A 17,903-nucleotide genomic window follows, 5' to 3' on the forward strand; every position below is an offset into this window, starting at 1 on the left:
TGACGAGGCCGCTGTCCGCACCACACGGCGGAAGAAGGCCGGGCGGCACCCGGCGGGCGGCACCCGGCGGACGGCGACCGGGCCGGGGCGGAGAGGGCACGCGCTGACCAGCGGGGAACGTTTCCCGTGGTCAGCTCAGCGCTTTCTCGATGGCCTCGAAGATGTCGGCGTCGGTCTCCTGCTGCCAGGATGGAAGGTCGGGCCAGTCCGCGACGTATCCCGGCTTCGGGTCGTCGAAGTGCTTGAACATCTGGGCCGTCCAACAGGTCGCGACGAAGCGGCCCTTCTGCTCCCGGGACAGCCTGGACGTGTGCCCGTCGCTGATCTCGATGAACTGGCGCACCTGCGCGTAGACCGACCCGGCGGCCTCGCGCTCCCACTGCGGGGTGTCGGCCCACGGAGTGACGTAGCCCGCCTTCGGCTCCCCGGGGAAGTGCTGGTGCACTCCCGCAATCCAGGTCTCCCGGAACAGTCGTGCACCCTCGGTCTGCGACATGCCATCCCCTCTCGTCACGGCGTGGTCAGCGTGGCGATCTCCACCCCCAGCTCAGCCACGCGGTGGTCGCGGCTCAGGGGGCCGAACTCGTCGCACAGGTCCCGGAGTCTACGGGCGACGTAACCGGAGGATGAGGCACGAGCCGGCCGCACCACCGCGGGGGCTTGGCTGGGTACAGCCGTGCAGGGCGCCGGTCCCCACCACGGCTTGAGCGAACGGCAACCGCCCCGAGCCCTTCGGCCTCACCGTCCACATCAGCGCCTTCCCTCTCGGCGCCGTCTGACGACACAGGGCTCGCCCCCACCAGGTCGGTGGGTGGGGGTCTCCCGGAACGACGAAGAGCCCGCCCCACCAGGACAGGTGGCAGGACGGGCCCTTCGGACTGAGGGGTGTTACGCGGCCTTCTCCAGGTGGAGCAGGCGCCGTTCGGCCACGGCCTTGCGGGTGGCGTAGAGGGTGATCGAGGCGGCGCCGACCATCGCGACGAGGCCGAGGAGGACGGTGCCCTCCCAGCCGACGGCGTAGAAGGCGGCGGCGCCGAGCGCGCCGCCCAGGCTGCTGCCGGTGTAGTAGGCGCACTGGTAGAGGGCCGATGCCTGGGCGCGGGCCGTCTTGGCCGTGCGGCTGACCGAGGACGAGGCGACCGCATGGCCTGCGAAGAAGCCCGCGGTGATCAGGATGAGCCCCGCCAGCACGGCGTACACGGAGTCGGCGAGCGAGAGCAGCAGGCCCGTGGAGGTGGTGCCGACGGCCAGGTAGAGAGCGCCGCGACGGCCCGTGCGGGCGACCAGCTGGCCGGCCGCGGCCGAGGAGACCGTACCGACCAGATAGACCACGAAGATCGACCCGATGATGCCCTGCGGGAGGTTGAACGGATCGGCGACCAGGCGGTAGCCGATGACCGTGTAGACCGCGCCGAAGACCGTCATGAACAGCCCGCCGATGGCGTAGAGCCGGCGCAGCAGCGGGTCGGCGAGGTGGCCGCCGAGGGTGCGGGCCAGGGCCCGCGGGCCCACCGAACGGGACACGAAATGCCGGGCCTTGGGGACCAGCAGCCGGAAGGTCACCGTGCAGACCACGGCCAGCACACCCACCGCGCCGAGCGCGGCCCGCCAGCCCCAGGCCTGGGCCACCCAGCCGGTCACGATCCGGCCGGACATCCCACCGATGCTGTTGCCCGCCACGAACAGCCCGATGGCCGCCACCAGGGCCTTGGCCCGTACCTCCTCGGCCAGGAACGCCATCGCCGAGGCCGGCAGCCCGGCCAGCGCCACGCCCTGGATGCCGCGCAGCGCGATCAGCACGCCGAGCGACGGGGCGAACGGCACCAGCATCGCGATCAGCGTGGCCACCGTGAGGGACACCGTCATCAGCGTGCGCCGGCCGAAGCGCTCGGAGACCGCGCTCAGCGGGATCACGCCGAGCGCCAGGCCGAAGGTGGCCGCGGACACGGTCCAGCTGGCCTGGTCGGGGCTCACCGCGAGGTCGGTGGAGATCGCGGGCAGCAGCGCCTGCGTGGAGTAGAGCAGCGCGAAGGTGGCCACTCCGGCGGCGAAGAGGGCGAAGCTCATCCGGCGGTAGCCGGGGCCGCCCGGCCGCAGCTTGGCCGACTCGGGGTCGGTCGCGGCGGCGGAAGAAGAGGAGCCGGTGGACGACAGGGGAGAGGCGGCCGCACGGTCGGTGACGGACGCCCCGGTATCAGCGGGAGGCATGGTTCGAAAGTAGGCCTCTGCGTTTCATGCGTCCAATGCATGGAAACGGCATAATCGATGCTGTGATGCATGATCGCAGGTCAGGAGAGCCTCTGTTGCAAGGCCGCAACAGAAAAGACGTCGCAACGACAGCTCGTGGCGGTGGGGAGGCGGAGGCCGCCGAGCTCGGTACCGGCTCCTGGGCCGCCGTCCTCGCCCCGCGGCTCGCCCAGTTCACCGCCGTCGCCCGGCACGAACACGTCACCCGTGCCGCGCTGGAGCTCGGCATCCCGCAGCCCACGCTCAGCCGCGCCCTCGTCCGCCTGGAGGACGACCTCGGTGTCGCCCTCTTCGCCCGGCACGGCCGCACCCTCTCCCTCACCCCGGCCGGCCGCGCCTTCCTCGCCTCCACCGAACGGGCGCTGACGGACCTGGAACGGGCGACCGAATCCGTACGGGCCGATGTCGACCCGGCGGCCGGGAAGGTGGCGTTCGGCTTTCTGCACACCATGGGCTCGGAGACCGTGCCCGGCCTGATCCGCAGCTTCCGCGCCGACCACCCGCGCGTGCGCTTCCAGCTCGTCCAGAACTACGGCGAGGCGATGATCGAGCGGCTGCGCGCCGGTGACCTCGACCTGTGCCTGACCTCGCCGGTCCCCGACTACCCGGACCTGGTCGCCCGCCGGCTCGACGAGCAGAAGCTGCGCCTGGTCGTCCCGGACGACCACCCGCTGGCCGCCCGCAAGCGGGTCCGGCTCGCGGAGGCCGCCGGGGAGCTGTTCGTGACCCTCGAACCGGGTTACGGGCTGCGCCGGATCACCGATGCGCTGTGCGCCGAGGCGGGCTTCACCCCACGGGTCGCGTTCGAGGGGGAGGAGGCCGAGACGCTGCGCGGACTGGTCGCGGCGGGGCTGGGGGTGGCGCTGCTGCCGCCGCCCGCCGTGCCGCGGCCCGGGGTGGCCGAGCTGACCGTCACCGCGCCGCGGGCGGTCCGCGAGATCGGCGTCGCCTGGCTGGAGGGCCACCCGGACACCCCGCCGGTGGCCGCGTTCAAGAAGTTCCTGCTGAGCCGGCGGGGGAAACTGCTGCCCAGGTGACGGGCGCGCCGACCGGGGTGGCTGCTGCCCGGGTGACGGGCGCGCGGGCGGGCCTGCACGGCGCTCAGTGCCGCAGCGACGCGCCGAAGCCCGCCGCCAGCGGCATCCGCAGCCCCAGCGGCGGCGGCGCGGCCAGCGCGTCCCGCACCGGCCGGGCGAAGTCCCGCGCGAAGAGCGAGCCCAGCATGAAGTCGGCCGCCAGGGCCTGGACTTCGCCGCGGTGCTGGTGCAGCGAGTGGCCGTCGGAGTGCACCTCGAAGCGGCAGGTGTCGCGGTTGACCTTCTTGGCGCGCTCGGCGTAGCGGTAGGACAGATCGGGGTCGGTGCGTTCGTCGTTGGTGCCGTGCACCAGCAGGACCTGCCGGCCGATGAGCTGTTTGACCGGATCGGGGTGCGCCCGGTCCTGCTGCGGATCGGGCAGCCAAGGGGCCAGCGCCAGCACGGAGTTGACGGCCGGATGGCCGGCGGCGTGCAGGGCGGCGCGGGCGCCCATGCCCGTCCCCACCAGGCAGACCGGCACATCGCCGTAGCGGCGCACGACCTCCTCCAGGGCCCAGGCCGCATCGTTCGCCGGATGGGCCGCGGTCCCGTTCCAGCCGCTGTGGCGGTAGCGCACGACATGGGCGGTCAGGCCCTCGGCCCGCCCCGCCTTCGCCAGCCGGCGCGCCAGCGGGCGCATCGCCAGCGCCGTCACCGGGGACGGCCGCCGCACCCCCGTCGGCCCGCCCCCGGGCAGCAGCAGCGCCACCCCGCTGACCTCCCGGCCGCCACCACCCCTCCTCCGGAGCACCTCGCGCGCCCCGTCCCTGCCACTCGTTCCCAGCGGTTTTCCCAGCCGGGCTTCGCGCACCGGCAGTGCTTGCTGAGCCATGACCAGAACCATGGCAGATCGTGGGGTGCCCGCCACCCTGCGGACGGGTCACTGTTACGTATCGTTCGGCGATATCTACGCGCGTAGGGGCTAGAGTGCCGAAATGACGAGCGAGACCACCACCCTTCCGACCAGTGAACAGATCCGCCGTGCCCCCAAGGTGCTGCTCCACGACCACCTCGACGGCGGCCTGCGCCCCGCCACCGTCGTCGAGCTGGCCTGCGAGAACGGCTACGAGGGACTGCCCGAAACCGACCCGGAAAAGCTCGGGGTCTGGTTCCGTGAGGCCGCCGACTCCGGCTCGCTGGAGCGCTACCTGGAGACCTTCGCGCACACCTGCGCCGTCATGCAGACCCGCGATGCACTGGCCCGGGTGGCCGCCGAGTGCGCCGAGGACCTCGCGGCCGACGGCGTCGTCTACGCCGAGGTCCGGTACGCGCCCGAGCAGCACCTGGAGCAGGGCCTGAGCCTCGAAGAGGTCGTCGAGGCCGTCAACGAGGGCTTTCGCGAGGGCGAGCGGCGGGCCCGGGAGAACGGTCACCGCATCCGCGTCGGCGCCCTGCTGACCGCCATGCGGCACGCCGCCCGCGCCCTGGAGATCGCCGAACTCGCCAACCGCTACCGCGACACCGGCGTCGTCGGCTTCGACATCGCGGGCGCCGAGGCCGGCTACCCGCCCACCCGCCACCTCGACGCCTTCGAGTACCTCAAGCGGGAGAACAACCACTTCACCATCCACGCCGGTGAGGCCTTCGGCCTGCCGTCCATCTGGCAGGCCCTGCAGTGGTGCGGCGCCGACCGCCTCGGCCACGGCGTCCGGATCATCGACGACATCGAGGTCGCCGACGATGGCTCGGTCAAGCTCGGCCGGCTCGCCTCGTACGTACGGGACAAGCGCATCCCGCTGGAGATGTGCCCGACCTCCAATCTCCAGACCGGCGCCGCCGCGTCCTACGCGGAGCACCCCCTCGGCCTGCTGCGCCGGCTGCAGTTCCGGCTCACGGTCAACACCGACAACCGGCTGATGAGCGGGACGAACATGTCCCTCGAATTCGAGCACCTGGTCAAGACATTTCGATACACGCTCGATGACATGCAGTGGTTCACAGTCAATGCGATGAAATCAGCGTTCATTCCTTTCGATGAACGACTGGCCATGATCAATGACGTCATCAAGCCCGGTTATGCGGAACTCCGGGCCGAATGGCTGTTCCGCCCGGCGGGCACAACAACCCGTGTGAGCAGTGGTTCTGACCCTGCGTAAGGGAAAGCGTGAGCATATAGCGCAACGGCCGGTGGATTGTCCACCGGCCGTTTTTCCATTCACCGCGGCTGTTTGCGGCGCCGGTTGGCACATCAGTAGGTTGATTGGCCGGTCAAGCCCCCATCAACGAGGACGTAATTCGATGAAGCAGGGAACCATCAAGACTCTCGGTGTCGCCGCCCTCGGCGCCGCCTTCGCCGTCACCGCCGCGGGCGTCGCCAGCGCGGCCCCGGCGGTCGCCGCCGGGGACACCACCGGCGTGCTGCACAGCCTGCCGGTGAAGGACGCCGCCAAGACCGTCTCCGGTCTCACCAAGACCAAGGCGGCCGGCAACGACGTCAAGACCAAGATGAACTCCCAGGGCAACAAGCTGCTGGGCGGCCTGCCGACCAGCGCCGTCACCAAGACCCTTCCCCTCGGCGGCTGAACCTCCCCCCAGGCCCGTCCCCTGAGGGACGCGCAGGGCACCCTGCCCCGGTCCTACGCCCTCGTGCGTACGGCCGGGGCATTGCCGTGGTGTGGGGGAGCGGGCCGGGGGTGCGGCGGGCGGCCGGGCCCGGGGCCGTCGGCCGGCCGGGTCACCAGGAGGTGGCGGCGGTGGCCCGGTCCTCGGAGGGCAGGAGTATCCACAGCGCCAGGTAGACCAGGAACTGCGGGCCGGGCAGCAGGCACGACAGCACGAAGATCACGCGCATCGTCGTCGGTGTCGTGCCGAAGCGCTGGGCCAGGCCCGCGCACACTCCGGCGATCATTCGGTTGTTGCGGGGACGGACCAGTGCGGCAGCCATGACGGCGACTCCTTTGTGACGTGGTGGGACGTGTGCCCCGATGTCTCAACGGTAGGTCCGGCTGCCGGAGAGGACATCAGCCTGCGGAGCCACCTCGACCCTGGGGAACCTCGGGGTCCTCCCCCTGAGCTGCTCCTCTCGGCGGCGGAGCCGGTACCGGGCCCCGGGGACGACCGCCAGATGCACCAGGGCCACCCCGAGCGCGCCCAGCAGCACCGAGTCGATGTCCGGGACCCGTCCGGGTACCCCTGACTGCAGCAGCTCGATGGCCAGCGCGATCATCGCCCCGGCGAACGTGGTCCGGGCGAACGACACCAGGGGCGAAACGTTCAGCCGGCCCGCCGAGAGGGGCAGCAGCACTCCCAGCGGCGCCAGCAGCAGCACCGAGCCGCCCAGATGCTCGACGGCCTGCCACGACGGGCCGAGCGCCAGCTCGGCACGGATCGTCGCCAGTGGTTCCAGATTCGCGGCCGGCACCCACGGCACCGTACGAGGACGCAGCGTCAGCCAGCTGACGATCAGCAGATGCGCCACGAGGAGAAGCAGTCCGGTGACGCGCATACGGGGGGCGGCGGTGGTGCCGGGGCCATGACGCTGCACACAGGCCAGGACGCCACGAGCGGGGGCCGCGGTTCCGCCCCCTTGCACCCTCTTGGCCCGCCCCTTCACCCCACGTCGGACAGCGGGTCCCCCCACCCGGCGTTCTCCGCAATGTCCGGATTGGCCAGCACATCCGCCGAACAGTCGAAGCGGTGCGCCGTATCGTCGCCCGGCCCGCCCAGCACCGCAGCATGCGTACGGCCCAGCGCCGCGTTCGCGCCGTAGGTGCACACCAGCTGCGCCAGCGCGAAGGACGGCAGATCGTCCGGCCGGATGCTCAGGCGCAGCGCATCCGACGGATCACCGGACCGCGGCCCCGTGACCTTCAGATGCGGCGGCAGCGCGCTGCTGAACCCGGCCTTCTCCTCGTCGGGCGAGGGCCGCCGCTGCAACTCGGTCAGCAGCGCACGGGCGGTCGATAGCCGCGGGTCGGCGGCCGGCGACCCCTTGGGCAGCGTCACCGTCCGCTCCACCTGCGCCAGCGCCGAACCGCACACCAGATAGACGGTGGCCCGGGCGGTGCCCGGCGTGCCCGGCGCCGTCCCGGCCGCCGGCGCCTTGCAGCTCACCCGGGAGGGCGCGCCGCCCGCATCGACGGGGACGGACGTACCGCGGATCCCGCAGCCCGCGACGGCGAGCGCGAGCGCCGCCACGGCGCCGGCGCGCCGCCCTGTCCGCCTGGTCGGCGTCATCGGTCGCCCTCCGTGCCCTCGTCCGCCGCGCCGTCGTCCCGGCCGTGCTCCCGGTCGCCGTCCGCCAGCGGGGAGGCGTCCATCGGCAGCCGCAGCGTGAAGACCGCGCCGCCCTCGGGGAGGTTGGCCGCGGTGATCTCCCCGCCATGGATGTGCGCATTCTCCAGCGCGATCGACAGGCCCAGACCGCTGCCCTCCGACCGCGGCCGGGAGGCGCTCGCCTTGTAGAAGCGGTCGAAGACATGCGGAAGGACCTCTTCCGGGATGCCGGGGCCGTGATCCCGTACCCGGATCACCAGCGTCCCGCCCCCGGGCCGCCCCGCCTCCGCGCCGTGCCCGGGCCGCTCCGGCCCGCCGCCGCCCGCACCGGCCTGCGGCCCGCCGTCCGCCTCCGGCCCGGCCGAAGGGCCCGCCGCATCGCCGGCGCCGAGGGCCGTGCTGCCGGTCCGGCCGGCCGCCCCGGCACCCGCTGCGGCCTCGGTGCGTACCGAAACCCGTACCGGCGAGCCGCCGTGCTTGAGGGCGTTGCCGATCAGATTCGCCAGGATCACATCCAGCCGCCGCGGGTCCAGCCGGGCCACGATGCCGCGGTCCGCATCCAGATCGACCGCGTCCAGCCACGCCCGGGCATCGATACAGGCGGTCACCTGGTCCGCGACATCGACATCGTCCAGCACCAGCCGGGCCGTCCCCGCATCGAAGCGGGTGACCTCCATCAGGTTCTCGACCAGGTCGTTCAGCCGCCGGGTCTCGCTGACCACCAGCTGCACCGCGGGCGCGATCATCGGATCGAGGGACTCGGCCTCCTCCTCCAGCACCTCGGAGACCGCGGTGATCGCGGTCAGCGGCGTGCGCAGCTCGTGCGACATGTCGGCGACGAACCGCCGCGACGCCGCCTCCCGCCCGCTCAGCTCCTCGACCCGCTGCTCCAGCCGCTCCGCAGTCCGGTTGAACGTCCGCGAAAGGTCCGCGAGTTCATCGGTGCCGGTCACCCGCAGCCGGGTGTCCAGCCGCCCCTCGCCGAGCTGCCGCGCCGCATGCCCCAGCCGCTGGACGGGCCGCAGCACCGTCGTCGCCGCCGCCTGCGCCAGCAGCGCGGAGCCGACCAGCGCCAGCGCCGTCGCGATCCCCAGCGACCAGGCCAGCGAGTTGAGGTCCTGCTGCTCGGAGGCCAGCGACTTGATCATGTAGCCGGTGGGGCCGCCGCCGGTCACCTTCGCCCCGGCCACCAGATAGGGGGTGTCCTGGACCTCCCTGCGCTGCCAGTACAGATGGTGCGCATAGCGGTTGGACTCATCGACCGGACGCGCCTCGTTGACCGCCGTACGCAGCGACGCCGGCACGGTGGTGAGCGTCAGCAGATCCTTGTCGGTGGTGGCCGCACAGTCCTTGCCCTTGCTGTCCACCCCGATCAGCAGCACCGCGTAATTCTGCGGCCCGGCCGCCATCTGCCGCGCCGCGTCCTGGAGTTCCGCACAGCGCGGACGCAGCGGCAGCGAGCGGGTACTGTCCTCCAGCGCCTTGCGGAAGTCGTTCAGCACGGCATTCTGGGTGCGGTCCAGCACGGTGTTGCGGTTGAGCCAGTACGCGATACCGGACGCGGAGACCGCCGCGGTCAGCGCCACCAGCGCAAAGACCACCACCAGCCGCAGCCGCAGACTCGTCCAGCGCAGCAGTCCCGACGCCCGGCGCAGCAGCCGCAGCGCCCGCCGGTCGCCCGCGGGCGCGCCGCCGCCCCCGGTGTCCTCCTCCGTGGCGCCGCTCGCGGAACGTCCCCTCACTGCGGCGAATCCAGCCGGTAGCCGACCCCGCGGACCGTACGGATCAGCGTCGGCGAGGACGGCACGTCCTCCACCTTCGCCCGCAGCCGCTGCACACACGCATCCACCAGACGCGAGTCACCGAGATAGTCGTGCTCCCACACCAGCCGCAGCAGCTGCTGGCGGGACAGCGCCTGCCCCGGACGGCGGCTCAGCTCCAGCAGCAACCGCAGCTCGGTCGGTGTCAGTTGCAGATCCTCGCCGTTCTTGGTGACCGTCATCGCCGAGCGGTCGATCACCAGCGAGCCGAACGTCGCCGAATCGCTCGACTCCCGCTCACCACGGCGCAGCACGGCCCGGATCCGGGCGTCCAGCACCCGCCCCTGCACCGGCTTGACCACATAATCGTCGGCGCCCGACTCCAGCCCCACCACGACGTCGATGTCATCGTTACGCGCGGTGAGCAGGATGATGGGCAGCTGGTCCGTACGCCTGATCCGCCGGCACACCTCGAAGCCGTCGATGCCCGGCAGCATCACATCCAGCACGATCAGGTCCGGGCGCTGCTCACGCAGCAGCTTCAGGCCGTCCTCGCCCGTCGCCGCGGTCACCACACGGTGACCCTGGCGGGACAGCGAGAGTTCGAGGGCCGTGCGGATGGCGTCGTCGTCCTCGATCAGCAACAGGAAAGGCACTCGGCCATTCTGTCCCATGGGGCGCCGAGACATCGACCAGTGGCGCTCTCGTACACAAGGACCGCACCCCCCGCACCCCGGCGACGCGCCGCACCGGCCCCTGTGACAGGCCTGTGACAGTCGGCGGACAACGCGATGAAACTGGGTTGGCAGTCTTTTGGGCACCGGGAGAGATCAACAACCGGGACACACCGAACGAGCTGGCTCTACGACGGGGGGCGCGCGATGAACACACTGCACGGCACCACTACCAGCGCAGTTATCACGCGACTCCACGACGTCGTCAGGAACAGCGAGAAGTCCGCAGGGGCCACCTCCCTGCGGGGAGCGTGCACACGCGGTCCCGGACGCCAGCGGACGCCCTACCGGGTGGCCATCGACGCCACGACCGTGACGCTCGACGGGGGAAACGGGCAGCGCGCGGGAGACGCCGCCCACAACGGGGGAACGGAGTACGGGGAGGCCACGGGGGAACGGCGCTCCGCGTCGGAGGCGGCCGAGGCCGAAGCGGCCTTCACCGCCTACGTCCAGGAGCGCCGCGCCTCCCTGTACGCCACCGCCTACCACCTGACCGGTGACCGCTACGAGGCCGAGGACCTGCTGCAGAGCGCCCTGTTCTCGACCTACCGGGCCTGGGACCGGATCAGCGACAAGGCGGCGCTCGGCGGCTACCTGCGCCGCACCATGACCAACCTGCACATCAGCGCCTGGCGCCGGCGCAAGCTCAACGAGTACCCGACCGAGGAGCTGCCGGAGACGGCGGGCGACGTGGACGCGATGCGCGGCACCGAACTGCGCGCCGTGCTGTGGCAGGCGCTGGTCCGGCTGCCCGAGACCCAGCGCACCATGCTCGTGCTGCGCTACTACGAGGGCCGTACGGACCCGGAGATCGCAGACATCCTCAACATCAGTGTCGGCACGGTGAAGTCGAGCATCTGGCGCGCCCTGCGCCGGCTGCGCGAGGACGAGGTCCTCAGCTTCGGCCGTGACGAGGAGGAGTCCTTCGGCGAGCTGGTGGCCTGAAGGACGGGGGGAAAGCCCGAGGGGGACCGGGGGGAAGCCCGAGGGGGAAACGGGGGAACCGGCACGAACCAAGCGCTCAGCGCTCGGTGACGGCCGGACGTATCGGGGGATACGGGGGAACACGGGGGAAGAAGAGCGGGTTCGGACGACCGGGGGGGCCGTCCGAACCCGCTTCTTCATGCGTACGCGGCCACGGCCGCAGCCGACCGGCGCACCCGGCAGCCGGCACCCGGCACCCGGCCGAACGCAGCCGCGCCTCAGGAACGCGCCGCCGCGCCCACCGCGTCCACCGCCCGCGCGGCCGATATCCGAGCCAGCGCCTCCGGCTTGGCACAGGGGTGCGCGCCCAGCGCGGTGAGCCGGGCGACGATCGACCGCTCGCTGCGCATCAGCCGCAGTCCACGGCGCAGCAGATACGGGGCCGGCTTACGGCCCTCGCGCAGATCCCGGGCCAGCCGGCGGCGGAACGTGGTGGACGGGCGCCCGCGCAGACACAGCGCATCGGCCAGCAGCCCCGCCGCCCGGCACCGGGCGATGACATCGGCGGCGAAGACCCCCTCCGCGAGGAACAGCGGCGCCCCGCCGAGGGCCAGAGCCGACGCGCCGACCCGGGCGCTGGTCGCAATGTCGTACACCGGAACATCGGCGCGCCCCGTACGGCACAGCGCCTCGATGGCCGCGAGCGCGGCTTCGGCGTCCCAGGACAGCGGCGAGTCCCAGTCGGCGCCGCCGCCGTCGGGCAGTTGCGGCAGGGTCGGGTCCGTCCCCTCCTTGTAGAAGTCGTCGAGCGTGAGGACGGGCAGGCCACTGCACGCGGCCAGGGACGACTTGCCGGAGCCCGAGGGGCCGGTCAGCAGCACGACCCGGGCGGGAGGGCCTCCCTGCTCGACGGGGGTCGAGAGCTTGGGGGAGGACGACCGGGAGCGGGAGGAGGAGTGAAGGCTCACGGGCACCCATTGTCGCGCATTGGCCCGTGTGGGGTACCCCTGGCGCGCGAGGTGGATCGGCCCCCGCCCCTCAACTACGCTACGCAGTCAACCGATTACCGAGCCGCTCTCGCTCGTACAGCACTTCGACCGCTCCGACCCCACAGGCAGGTGGCACATGCCCTCCCACGCACGTCCCAAGCCCAGCCGCATCCCCCGCACCCTGCTGCGCGCCGGCCTGGTGATCTCCGCGGCCGGTGCGGCGATCGCGGCGGGCGGTGCGGCAACGGCGAGCGCCGCCCCCGCCTCCGCCACCGAACGCAGCACCGACACCGGCGCCGCGGCCTCCGCGCTGACCGGCGCGGTGCTGCACTCCGCGGCCGGCGGCGTCGCCCCGGTCAAGAACTTCAAAGTGGACCCGCTGGCCAACACCCCCGTCGACCCGCTCACCAACACCGTGGGCGCCCAGGTCGCCGACTTCAAGCCGGTGGGCACCACCGTGCTGACCGGCCCTCTCGCCAGCGGCAGCACGCTCAGGAACCTGCCGCTGGCCGGAACGTTGACGAGGGTGCTGCCGGGGTGAGGGGGCGGGGGCGGCACGGTCCCCGGCGTCCGTGGGGCGTCCGGCCCGGCCGCCGGCCCGAACGCCGGGGCCCCGGCCGGGTCACCGCCCCTGGAAGGCCGTGACCATCGCCTGCATGTCCTCCTGGAACGAACAACTCAGCGCCAGCCACGAGCCGTCGACGAAGACCAGATCGAAGCGGCCACGGGGGAACGTCATACGCGGCCTGGGCCGCAGCTCGGCGATGTTCGAGAGCTGTATCTGCACGGCGAGTTCCAGCTCGGGCTCGCGCTCCCGCCACCCCGTGGCCTGGTCGGTCAGCACGAACAGCCGGCGGTCGGTGAGCGCCTGATGCCGGGGCGAGCCACCCGCGTTGCTGACCTGCACGAGGAACCGGCCGGCCATGCTGGTCCAGTCGCCCTCCATGGTCTTGCCGAACAGCGCGCGGTTGGCGGCGTCGTCGAGCGCGTCCTCGATGTCCTCCTGGGCCTCGTTGAGGGTCTCCGCCACGTTTCCGGCGGCGCGCGTCAGCCGGTTGTCGACCAGCCCGTTGTCGAGCAGGCGGCTGTCGGAGGGCCGGCGCTCCGCCGTCCCGACGGACGGCTGCGACGCCCTGTCGAGTACATCGCTCAGCTTCCCCAAGAGACCCTTCGGGCGCGACGACCGCTTCCGCGGCGCCCTGAGATGGGCGGGCACGAGCGGGAGGTCGGGGTACTCGGAGTAGTCCCGGGCCTCCCGGAGCACCTCGCCGGGCTGGAGGAACCGGCGGCAGGGGGTGACATGGTCGATCTTCGGCATACGGTCATTCTCCTCGGTTCCAGGCGGCGACGAACCCCTCCATGCGCTCGCGCGACAGGCTGCCCAGGGCGATCCACGATCCGTCGGCGAAGGCGACGTCGAACCGCCCCTTGCTGATGGTCTTCGGATGCGCCGTCATCCCGGCGATGTCCGTACGGGGCACCGCTGCTCCGAAATCCCACTGCGGGGCGGGGTTCCGCCAGCTTGTGTTGCGGTCCACGAGAACGATCAGCCGGCGGTCGGTCAGCGCCTGACGCTCGGGCTCGCCGCCCGCGTTGGTCAGATCGGCCAGGAAGCGCCCGGCGATACTGTGCCAGCCGCCGTCCATGACGGTGCCCCAGATCGCCCGCTCGGTTGCCCGGTCGGCGACGTGCTCCAGGTCGATCGCGGCATTCTCGACCCGGTCGCTTACGCGGTCGACGGCCCGGATCAACGGGTTGTCGGTCACCCGGCTGCTGCCCAGGGCCTCCAGCGGACGGCTCACCTTGCCCAGAACGCTCCCCAGCGCGCCCCGCACCCGCTGTTCGAGCGCTGACGGCGGGGGCGGGGTGCGGGGCGTGCGCAGCTGCGGGGGGACGGAGGGCAGCGCCGAGTTTCCCCAGTAGTCCGAGGCGGCGATCAGCCTTTCCCCTGGCTGGAGAAAGGGCCGGAAACAGTCGCGGTAGTCCGGCCTCATTCGGCGCGGCCTCCTTCGTGGTGCATCCGCCGTCAGCCGAACGGATTGTCGGGATCGCGCGGCTGTTGGGCGGCGGCCGGGCGGGTGACCAGGCGGGGATCCTGCTCGACGGCGGGTTCGCGGTAGCGGCTCAGCGGGTCCTGGGCGACCGGCGTGGGGTCGGCGGGGAGGCCCGTGGGCGGTGGCGGATTCTGATGGCCGCCGACCGCGGGTTCGCGGTAGCGGCCGACGGGGTCCTGGGCGACGGGCGGCGCCTCGAAGTCGGAGGCCGGGGGCAGGTGGGGGCTGCCGTGCCTGCCGCTGCCGGCACTGTCGTGGGAATCCTTGCCGCTCAGTGCTTTGTCGAGCTCGTCGGCCTCGTGCTGAACGATGGGCGAGACCGCCTGGGTCGGGTCGCCGGAGAAGCCGAGGGCGCCCATCCCGAGCCCCACGGCCCCCTTCATCGGCGTCTTGATGACCTTCAGCGCCTTCTTGGCGGCCAGCGCCTTCGCGAACTTCTCGGCCTCGACCGGGTCCTTGAGGTGCTTCCAGGTCCAGGGCTTGAGCTTCTTGACCTTCGACATCTTCTTGGCTTTTTTCAGCAGCTTGATGATGTTGACGAAGGCCTTGAGTTCCTTTGCCAGTTCGGCCAGCACCCGCGCGATGCGCGCCGACACGAAACTGGCCTCGGCCGCCGCTGCCGCCGCGGCGGCAGCGGCCGAGACCCCGGCGGTGACGATCGAGGTGGCCAGGGCCACCGCGAGTTCGATGATGGCCCATTCGATCAGCTCACGAATGAGCGTCTCGACGACCTGCTCGGCCATCTTCGCCTGTGCGCCGGCCTGTTCCAGGACGCCGGCCACCGCGTCCATGTCCTCGGCTTCCGCCTCCAGGGCGGTTTCCAGCTCGGCGAGGTGCCCTTGGAACGCCTCGGCGGCCTCGCCGGTCCACTCGTGTGCGAGGTCCGCGCGGTCGCGCCGCTGGTCCGCGATCAGATCACGCAGCTCGGCCGCCTGGTCGCGCCACAGCTTGGCGGTTGCCTGGATGCCTTCGTCATCACCGGTCACCGCCTCCAGGTGCTCGGCGAGCGGTTCGACGAGCGGACGCATGATGCTGTCGACGGTGGAGTCGAAACCGCTCATCCAGTCGTTGACCTTGTTGTAGGCGCCCAGCGCCCCCGATACCGGACCGCTCATCGCATGTCCCCCTGCCCGCCCGAGTGGATCTGCCGCATCGACGCGGCCGTCGCGTCCTCGTCGGACTGGTAGGCACGCGCCGTCTCCGTGACGCCCTCGCTGATCTTCTCCTCCAGCGTGGCCGCGGCGTCGAGCGTGTCCAGGCAGTGCTCGCCCTGTTCGTCGTAGGCCTGGTAGAGCTCATCGGACTCCGGGAGCTTCCCGAAGGCCTCCTTGCTGAGCTCGTGCGAGGCGAGCTTGCTGCGGATCGCCCGCAGCTTCTCCGCCCGCTGGTCGGAGCTCTTGGCGAACTTGTGCAACGCTTCCTGAGCAGCACTGAATTGCTCCGGCACGGATCTCCCCCGAAATGTTGTCGTCGTGCTGTCAAGTCAATCGTAGTTAAAGGTTCGGACAGAAATGCGGGGCCCCGCCAAACGGCAAGGCCCCGCACGGGCATTTGTGACGGCACGTCATAAGGCCGCCAGAGCAGGCCTAAACGCCCATCGGATGCCACACCGTCTTCGTCTCCAGGAAGCTCATCAGCCGGCCGGTGCCGGGGTCCGCGGACCAGTTCACCGGCGCCGGACGCAGCACCCGCTTGAGGTTGTCGGCCGCGGCCACCTCCAGCTCCTTCGCCAGCTCCTCGCCGGCGCCCGCGAGATCGAGGGCGTTGACGTCCTGATGCGCGGCGAGCGGCGCGGCGATCTCCGCCGTACGGCCCGAGAGGATGTTGACCACACCGCCGGGGAGGTCGGACGTGGCGAGCACCTCGGCCAGGGAGAGGGCGGGCAGCGGGGCGCCCTCGGCGGCCACCACGACCACCGTGTTACCCGTGACGATCGCCGGGGCGATCACCGACACCAGGCCCAGGAACGACGAGTCCTGCGGCGCCACGACGGCGACCACACCGGTCGGCTCGGGGGCGGACAGGTTGAAGTACGGGCCAGCCACCGGGTTGGCGCCGCCCGCGATCTGGGCGACCTTGTCGGACCAGCCCGCATACCAGACCCAGCGGTCGATCGCCGCGTCCACCTGCGCCGTGGCCTTCGCCTTCGACAGCCCCTCGGCCGCCGCCACCTCCGCCACGAACTGGTCGCGGCGGCCCTCCAGCATCTCGGCGACGCGGTAGAGGATCTGCCCGCGGTTGTAGGCCGTGGCACCCGACCAGCCGCCGAACGCCTTACGGGCGGCGACCACCGCGTCCCGGGCATCCTTGCGGGAGGCCAGCGGCGCATTGGCGAGCCATGTGCCCTTGGAGTCGGTCACCTCGTACACCCGCCCGCTCTCGGACCGGGGGAACTTCCCCCCGACGTACAGCTTGTAGGTCTTGAGCACACTCAAGCGGTCAACAGTGTTCATCAGCGCGCGCCCTCCGGGCTCGACGGGGCGAGGTACGCCTCCAGACCGTGCCGGCCGCCCTCGCGGCCGAAGCCCGACTCCTGGTAGCCGCCGAACGGCGAGGCCGGGTCGAACTTGTTGAACGTGTTGGACCAGATGACGCCCGCACGCAGCTTGTTCGCCATCCACAGCATCCGCGAGCCCTTCTCCGTCCAGATGCCCGCGGACAGGCCGTACGGGGTGTTGTTCGCCTTCTCCACGGCCTCCGCGGGCGTGCGGAACGTCAGCACCGACAGCACCGGGCCGAAGATCTCCTCACGGGCGATGCGGTGCGCCTGGGTGACGCCGGTGAACAGCGTCGGGGCGAACCAGTAGCCGGTGGTGGGCAGCTCACACGACGGCGACCAGCGCTCGGCGCCCTCGGCCTCGCCCGCGTCGGCCAGCGCGGTGATCCGGGCCAGCTGCTCCGCGGAGTTGATCGCACCGACGTCGGTGTTCTTGTCGAGCGGGTCGCCCACGCGCAGGGTCTGCATCCGGCGCTTCAGGGCCTCCAGCAGCTCCTCGGCCACCGACTCCTGGACCAGCAGCCGCGAGCCCGCACAGCACACCTGGCCCTGGTTGAAGAAGATGCCGTTGACGATGCCCTCGACGGCCTGGTCGAGCGGCGCGTCGTCGAAGACGATGTTCGCCGCCTTGCCGCCCAGCTCCAGGGTCACCTTCTTGTCGCTGCCGGCGACCGTACGGGCGATGGCCTTGCCGACCTCGGTGGAGCCGGTGAAGGCGACCTTGTCGACGTCCGGGTGCGCGACCAGCGCGGCACCCGTGGAACCGTCTCCCGTCAGGATGTTGACGACACCCTTCGGCAGGCCCGCCTGCCGGCAGATGTCCGCGAAGAACAGCGCGGACAGCGGCGTCGTCTCGGCGGGCTTGAGGACGACCGTGTTGCCGGTCGCCAGCGCCGGAGCGATCTTCCACGCCAGCATCAGCAGCGGGAAGTTCCACGGGATGACCTGACCGGCGACGCCCAGGGGGCGGGGGTTCGCGCCGTAGCCCGCGTGGTCGAGCTTGTCGGCCCAGCCCGCGTAGTAGAAGAAGTGCGCGGCGACCAGCGGCAGATCGGCGTCCCGGGACTCCCGGATCGGCTTGCCGTTGTCCAGCGACTCCAGCACGGCCAGCTCGCGGGAGCGCTCCTGGATGATCCGGGCGATCCGGAACAGGTACTTGGCCCGCTCGGCGCCGGGCAGCGCCGACCACTTCTCGAAGGCCTTGCGGGCGGCCTTCACGGCACGGTCGACGTCCTCGGCGCTCGCCTGGGCGACCTCGGAGAGGACCTCCTCCGTCGACGGGGAGACGGTCTTGAAGACCTTGCCGTCATGGGCCGGGGCGAACTCGCCGTCGACGAACAGGCCGTAGGACGGCGCGATGTCGACGACCGCGCGGGACTCGGGTGCGGGTGCGTAATCGAAGGTCAT

General features: G+C 71.7%; 20 protein-coding genes. 5 read left to right on the top strand and 15 right to left on the bottom strand.

The window, feature by feature from the left end:
- Nucleotides 1-130 precede the first annotated feature (130 nt).
- Together BKA18_RS22730 and BKA18_RS22735 are read right to left on the bottom strand one after the other, a co-directional pair.
- Nucleotides 131-496: a hypothetical protein gene (locus BKA18_RS22730; protein WP_006603579.1), complete on the bottom strand. Its 366-nt coding sequence runs from the start codon at nucleotides 494-496 to the stop codon at nucleotides 131-133.
- A 392-nt stretch (nucleotides 497-888) separates the two neighbouring features.
- On the bottom strand, nucleotides 889-2,067 hold the full coding sequence (locus BKA18_RS22735) for an MFS transporter (RefSeq protein WP_429638766.1): 1,179 nt from the start codon (nucleotides 2,065-2,067) through the stop codon (nucleotides 889-891).
- A 236-nt stretch (nucleotides 2,068-2,303) separates the two neighbouring features.
- On the opposite strand from BKA18_RS22735, the gene BKA18_RS22740 reads away from it, so the two are divergent.
- On the top strand, nucleotides 2,304-3,284 hold the full coding sequence (locus BKA18_RS22740; RefSeq protein WP_006603574.1) for a LysR family transcriptional regulator: 981 nt from the start codon (nucleotides 2,304-2,306) through the stop codon (nucleotides 3,282-3,284).
- Nucleotides 3,285-3,348: 64 nt separating this feature from the next.
- Here BKA18_RS22740 and BKA18_RS22745 read toward each other — a convergent pair whose 3' ends face one another.
- On the bottom strand, nucleotides 3,349-4,155 hold the full coding sequence (locus BKA18_RS22745; protein WP_366044418.1) for an alpha/beta fold hydrolase: 807 nt from the start codon (nucleotides 4,153-4,155) through the stop codon (nucleotides 3,349-3,351).
- Between the two features lie 103 nt (nucleotides 4,156-4,258).
- Here BKA18_RS22745 and BKA18_RS22750 point away from each other — a divergent pair, with 103 nt between their 5' ends.
- Both BKA18_RS22750 and BKA18_RS22755 read left to right on the top strand, forming a co-directional pair.
- Nucleotides 4,259-5,419, top strand: coding sequence for an adenosine deaminase (locus tag BKA18_RS22750; RefSeq protein ID WP_366044416.1), 1,161 nt, complete (start codon nucleotides 4,259-4,261; stop codon nucleotides 5,417-5,419).
- 142 nt (nucleotides 5,420-5,561) lie between these two features.
- Nucleotides 5,562-5,846 (top strand): hypothetical protein, encoded by a 285-nt coding sequence (locus BKA18_RS22755; RefSeq protein WP_006603571.1) that lies wholly within the window; start codon nucleotides 5,562-5,564, stop codon nucleotides 5,844-5,846.
- 151 nt (nucleotides 5,847-5,997) lie between these two features.
- Here BKA18_RS22755 and BKA18_RS22760 read toward each other — a convergent pair whose 3' ends face one another.
- The 5 genes from BKA18_RS22760 to afsQ1 form a co-directional block, all read right to left on the bottom strand.
- Complete coding sequence (locus tag BKA18_RS22760) at nucleotides 5,998-6,207, bottom strand: PspC domain-containing protein (protein ID WP_147247559.1); 210 nt, start codon at nucleotides 6,205-6,207, stop codon at nucleotides 5,998-6,000.
- A 45-nt stretch (nucleotides 6,208-6,252) separates the two neighbouring features.
- Complete coding sequence (locus BKA18_RS22765) at nucleotides 6,253-6,807, bottom strand: VanZ family protein (protein WP_366044415.1); 555 nt, start codon at nucleotides 6,805-6,807, stop codon at nucleotides 6,253-6,255.
- A gap of 65 nt (nucleotides 6,808-6,872) precedes the next feature.
- The gene (locus tag BKA18_RS22770) at nucleotides 6,873-7,499 is read right to left on the bottom strand and encodes a hypothetical protein (RefSeq protein WP_366044414.1); all 627 of its coding nucleotides are present in this window, start codon (nucleotides 7,497-7,499) and stop codon (nucleotides 6,873-6,875) included.
- The gene (locus BKA18_RS22775) at nucleotides 7,496-9,379 is read right to left on the bottom strand and encodes an ATP-binding protein (RefSeq protein ID WP_429638540.1); all 1,884 of its coding nucleotides are present in this window, start codon (nucleotides 9,377-9,379) and stop codon (nucleotides 7,496-7,498) included. Before BKA18_RS22775 ends, BKA18_RS22770 begins: the two co-directional genes overlap by 4 nt.
- The gene (afsQ1, locus tag BKA18_RS22780) at nucleotides 9,277-9,954 is read right to left on the bottom strand and encodes a two-component system response regulator AfsQ1 (RefSeq protein WP_026169550.1); all 678 of its coding nucleotides are present in this window, start codon (nucleotides 9,952-9,954) and stop codon (nucleotides 9,277-9,279) included. The genes BKA18_RS22775 and afsQ1 overlap by 103 nt, the downstream gene beginning before the upstream one ends.
- 225 nt (nucleotides 9,955-10,179) lie before the next feature.
- On the opposite strand from afsQ1, the gene BKA18_RS22785 reads away from it, so the two are divergent.
- Nucleotides 10,180-10,977 carry a SigE family RNA polymerase sigma factor gene (locus BKA18_RS22785; protein WP_366044413.1) on the top strand — a complete coding sequence of 266 codons (798 nt, stop codon included), beginning with the start codon at nucleotides 10,180-10,182 and terminating at the stop codon, nucleotides 10,975-10,977.
- Nucleotides 10,978-11,234: 257 nt separating this feature from the next.
- Here BKA18_RS22785 and BKA18_RS22790 read toward each other — a convergent pair whose 3' ends face one another.
- Nucleotides 11,235-11,837 carry an ATP-binding protein gene (locus tag BKA18_RS22790; RefSeq protein WP_366044531.1) on the bottom strand — a complete coding sequence of 201 codons (603 nt, stop codon included), beginning with the start codon at nucleotides 11,835-11,837 and terminating at the stop codon, nucleotides 11,235-11,237.
- Between the two features lie 244 nt (nucleotides 11,838-12,081).
- Between BKA18_RS22790 and BKA18_RS22795 the strand changes: the two genes are divergently transcribed.
- On the top strand, nucleotides 12,082-12,486 hold the full coding sequence (locus BKA18_RS22795) for a hypothetical protein (RefSeq protein ID WP_366044412.1): 405 nt from the start codon (nucleotides 12,082-12,084) through the stop codon (nucleotides 12,484-12,486).
- Nucleotides 12,487-12,567: 81 nt separating this feature from the next.
- On the opposite strand, the gene BKA18_RS22800 is transcribed toward BKA18_RS22795, so the two are convergent.
- From BKA18_RS22800 to BKA18_RS22825, 6 genes are all read right to left on the bottom strand, one after another.
- Entirely contained in the window at nucleotides 12,568-13,263 is a 696-nt protein-coding gene (locus BKA18_RS22800) for a hypothetical protein (RefSeq protein ID WP_366044411.1), read from the bottom strand.
- 4 nt (nucleotides 13,264-13,267) lie between these two features.
- Nucleotides 13,268-13,939, bottom strand: a complete 672-nt coding sequence (locus BKA18_RS22805) for a hypothetical protein (protein ID WP_366044410.1) — start codon at nucleotides 13,937-13,939, stop codon at nucleotides 13,268-13,270.
- Between the two features lie 32 nt (nucleotides 13,940-13,971).
- Nucleotides 13,972-15,114: a WXG100 family type VII secretion target gene (locus BKA18_RS22810; RefSeq protein WP_366044409.1), complete on the bottom strand. Its 1,143-nt coding sequence runs from the start codon at nucleotides 15,112-15,114 to the stop codon at nucleotides 13,972-13,974.
- Nucleotides 15,111-15,446, bottom strand: a complete 336-nt coding sequence (locus BKA18_RS22815) for a DUF2563 family protein (protein WP_366044408.1) — start codon at nucleotides 15,444-15,446, stop codon at nucleotides 15,111-15,113. The genes BKA18_RS22810 and BKA18_RS22815 overlap by 4 nt, the downstream gene beginning before the upstream one ends.
- A 139-nt stretch (nucleotides 15,447-15,585) precedes the next feature.
- Nucleotides 15,586-16,452 carry an aldehyde dehydrogenase family protein gene (locus BKA18_RS22820; RefSeq protein WP_366044407.1) on the bottom strand — a complete coding sequence of 289 codons (867 nt, stop codon included), beginning with the start codon at nucleotides 16,450-16,452 and terminating at the stop codon, nucleotides 15,586-15,588.
- Complete coding sequence (locus BKA18_RS22825) at nucleotides 16,452-17,903, bottom strand: aldehyde dehydrogenase family protein (RefSeq protein WP_366044406.1); 1,452 nt, start codon at nucleotides 17,901-17,903, stop codon at nucleotides 16,452-16,454. The genes BKA18_RS22820 and BKA18_RS22825 overlap by 1 nt, the downstream gene beginning before the upstream one ends.

The sequence above is a fragment of the Streptomyces auratus genome, assembly GCF_050433025.1.
GTDB lineage: Bacteria > Actinomycetota > Actinomycetes > Streptomycetales > Streptomycetaceae > Streptomyces > Streptomyces sioyaensis.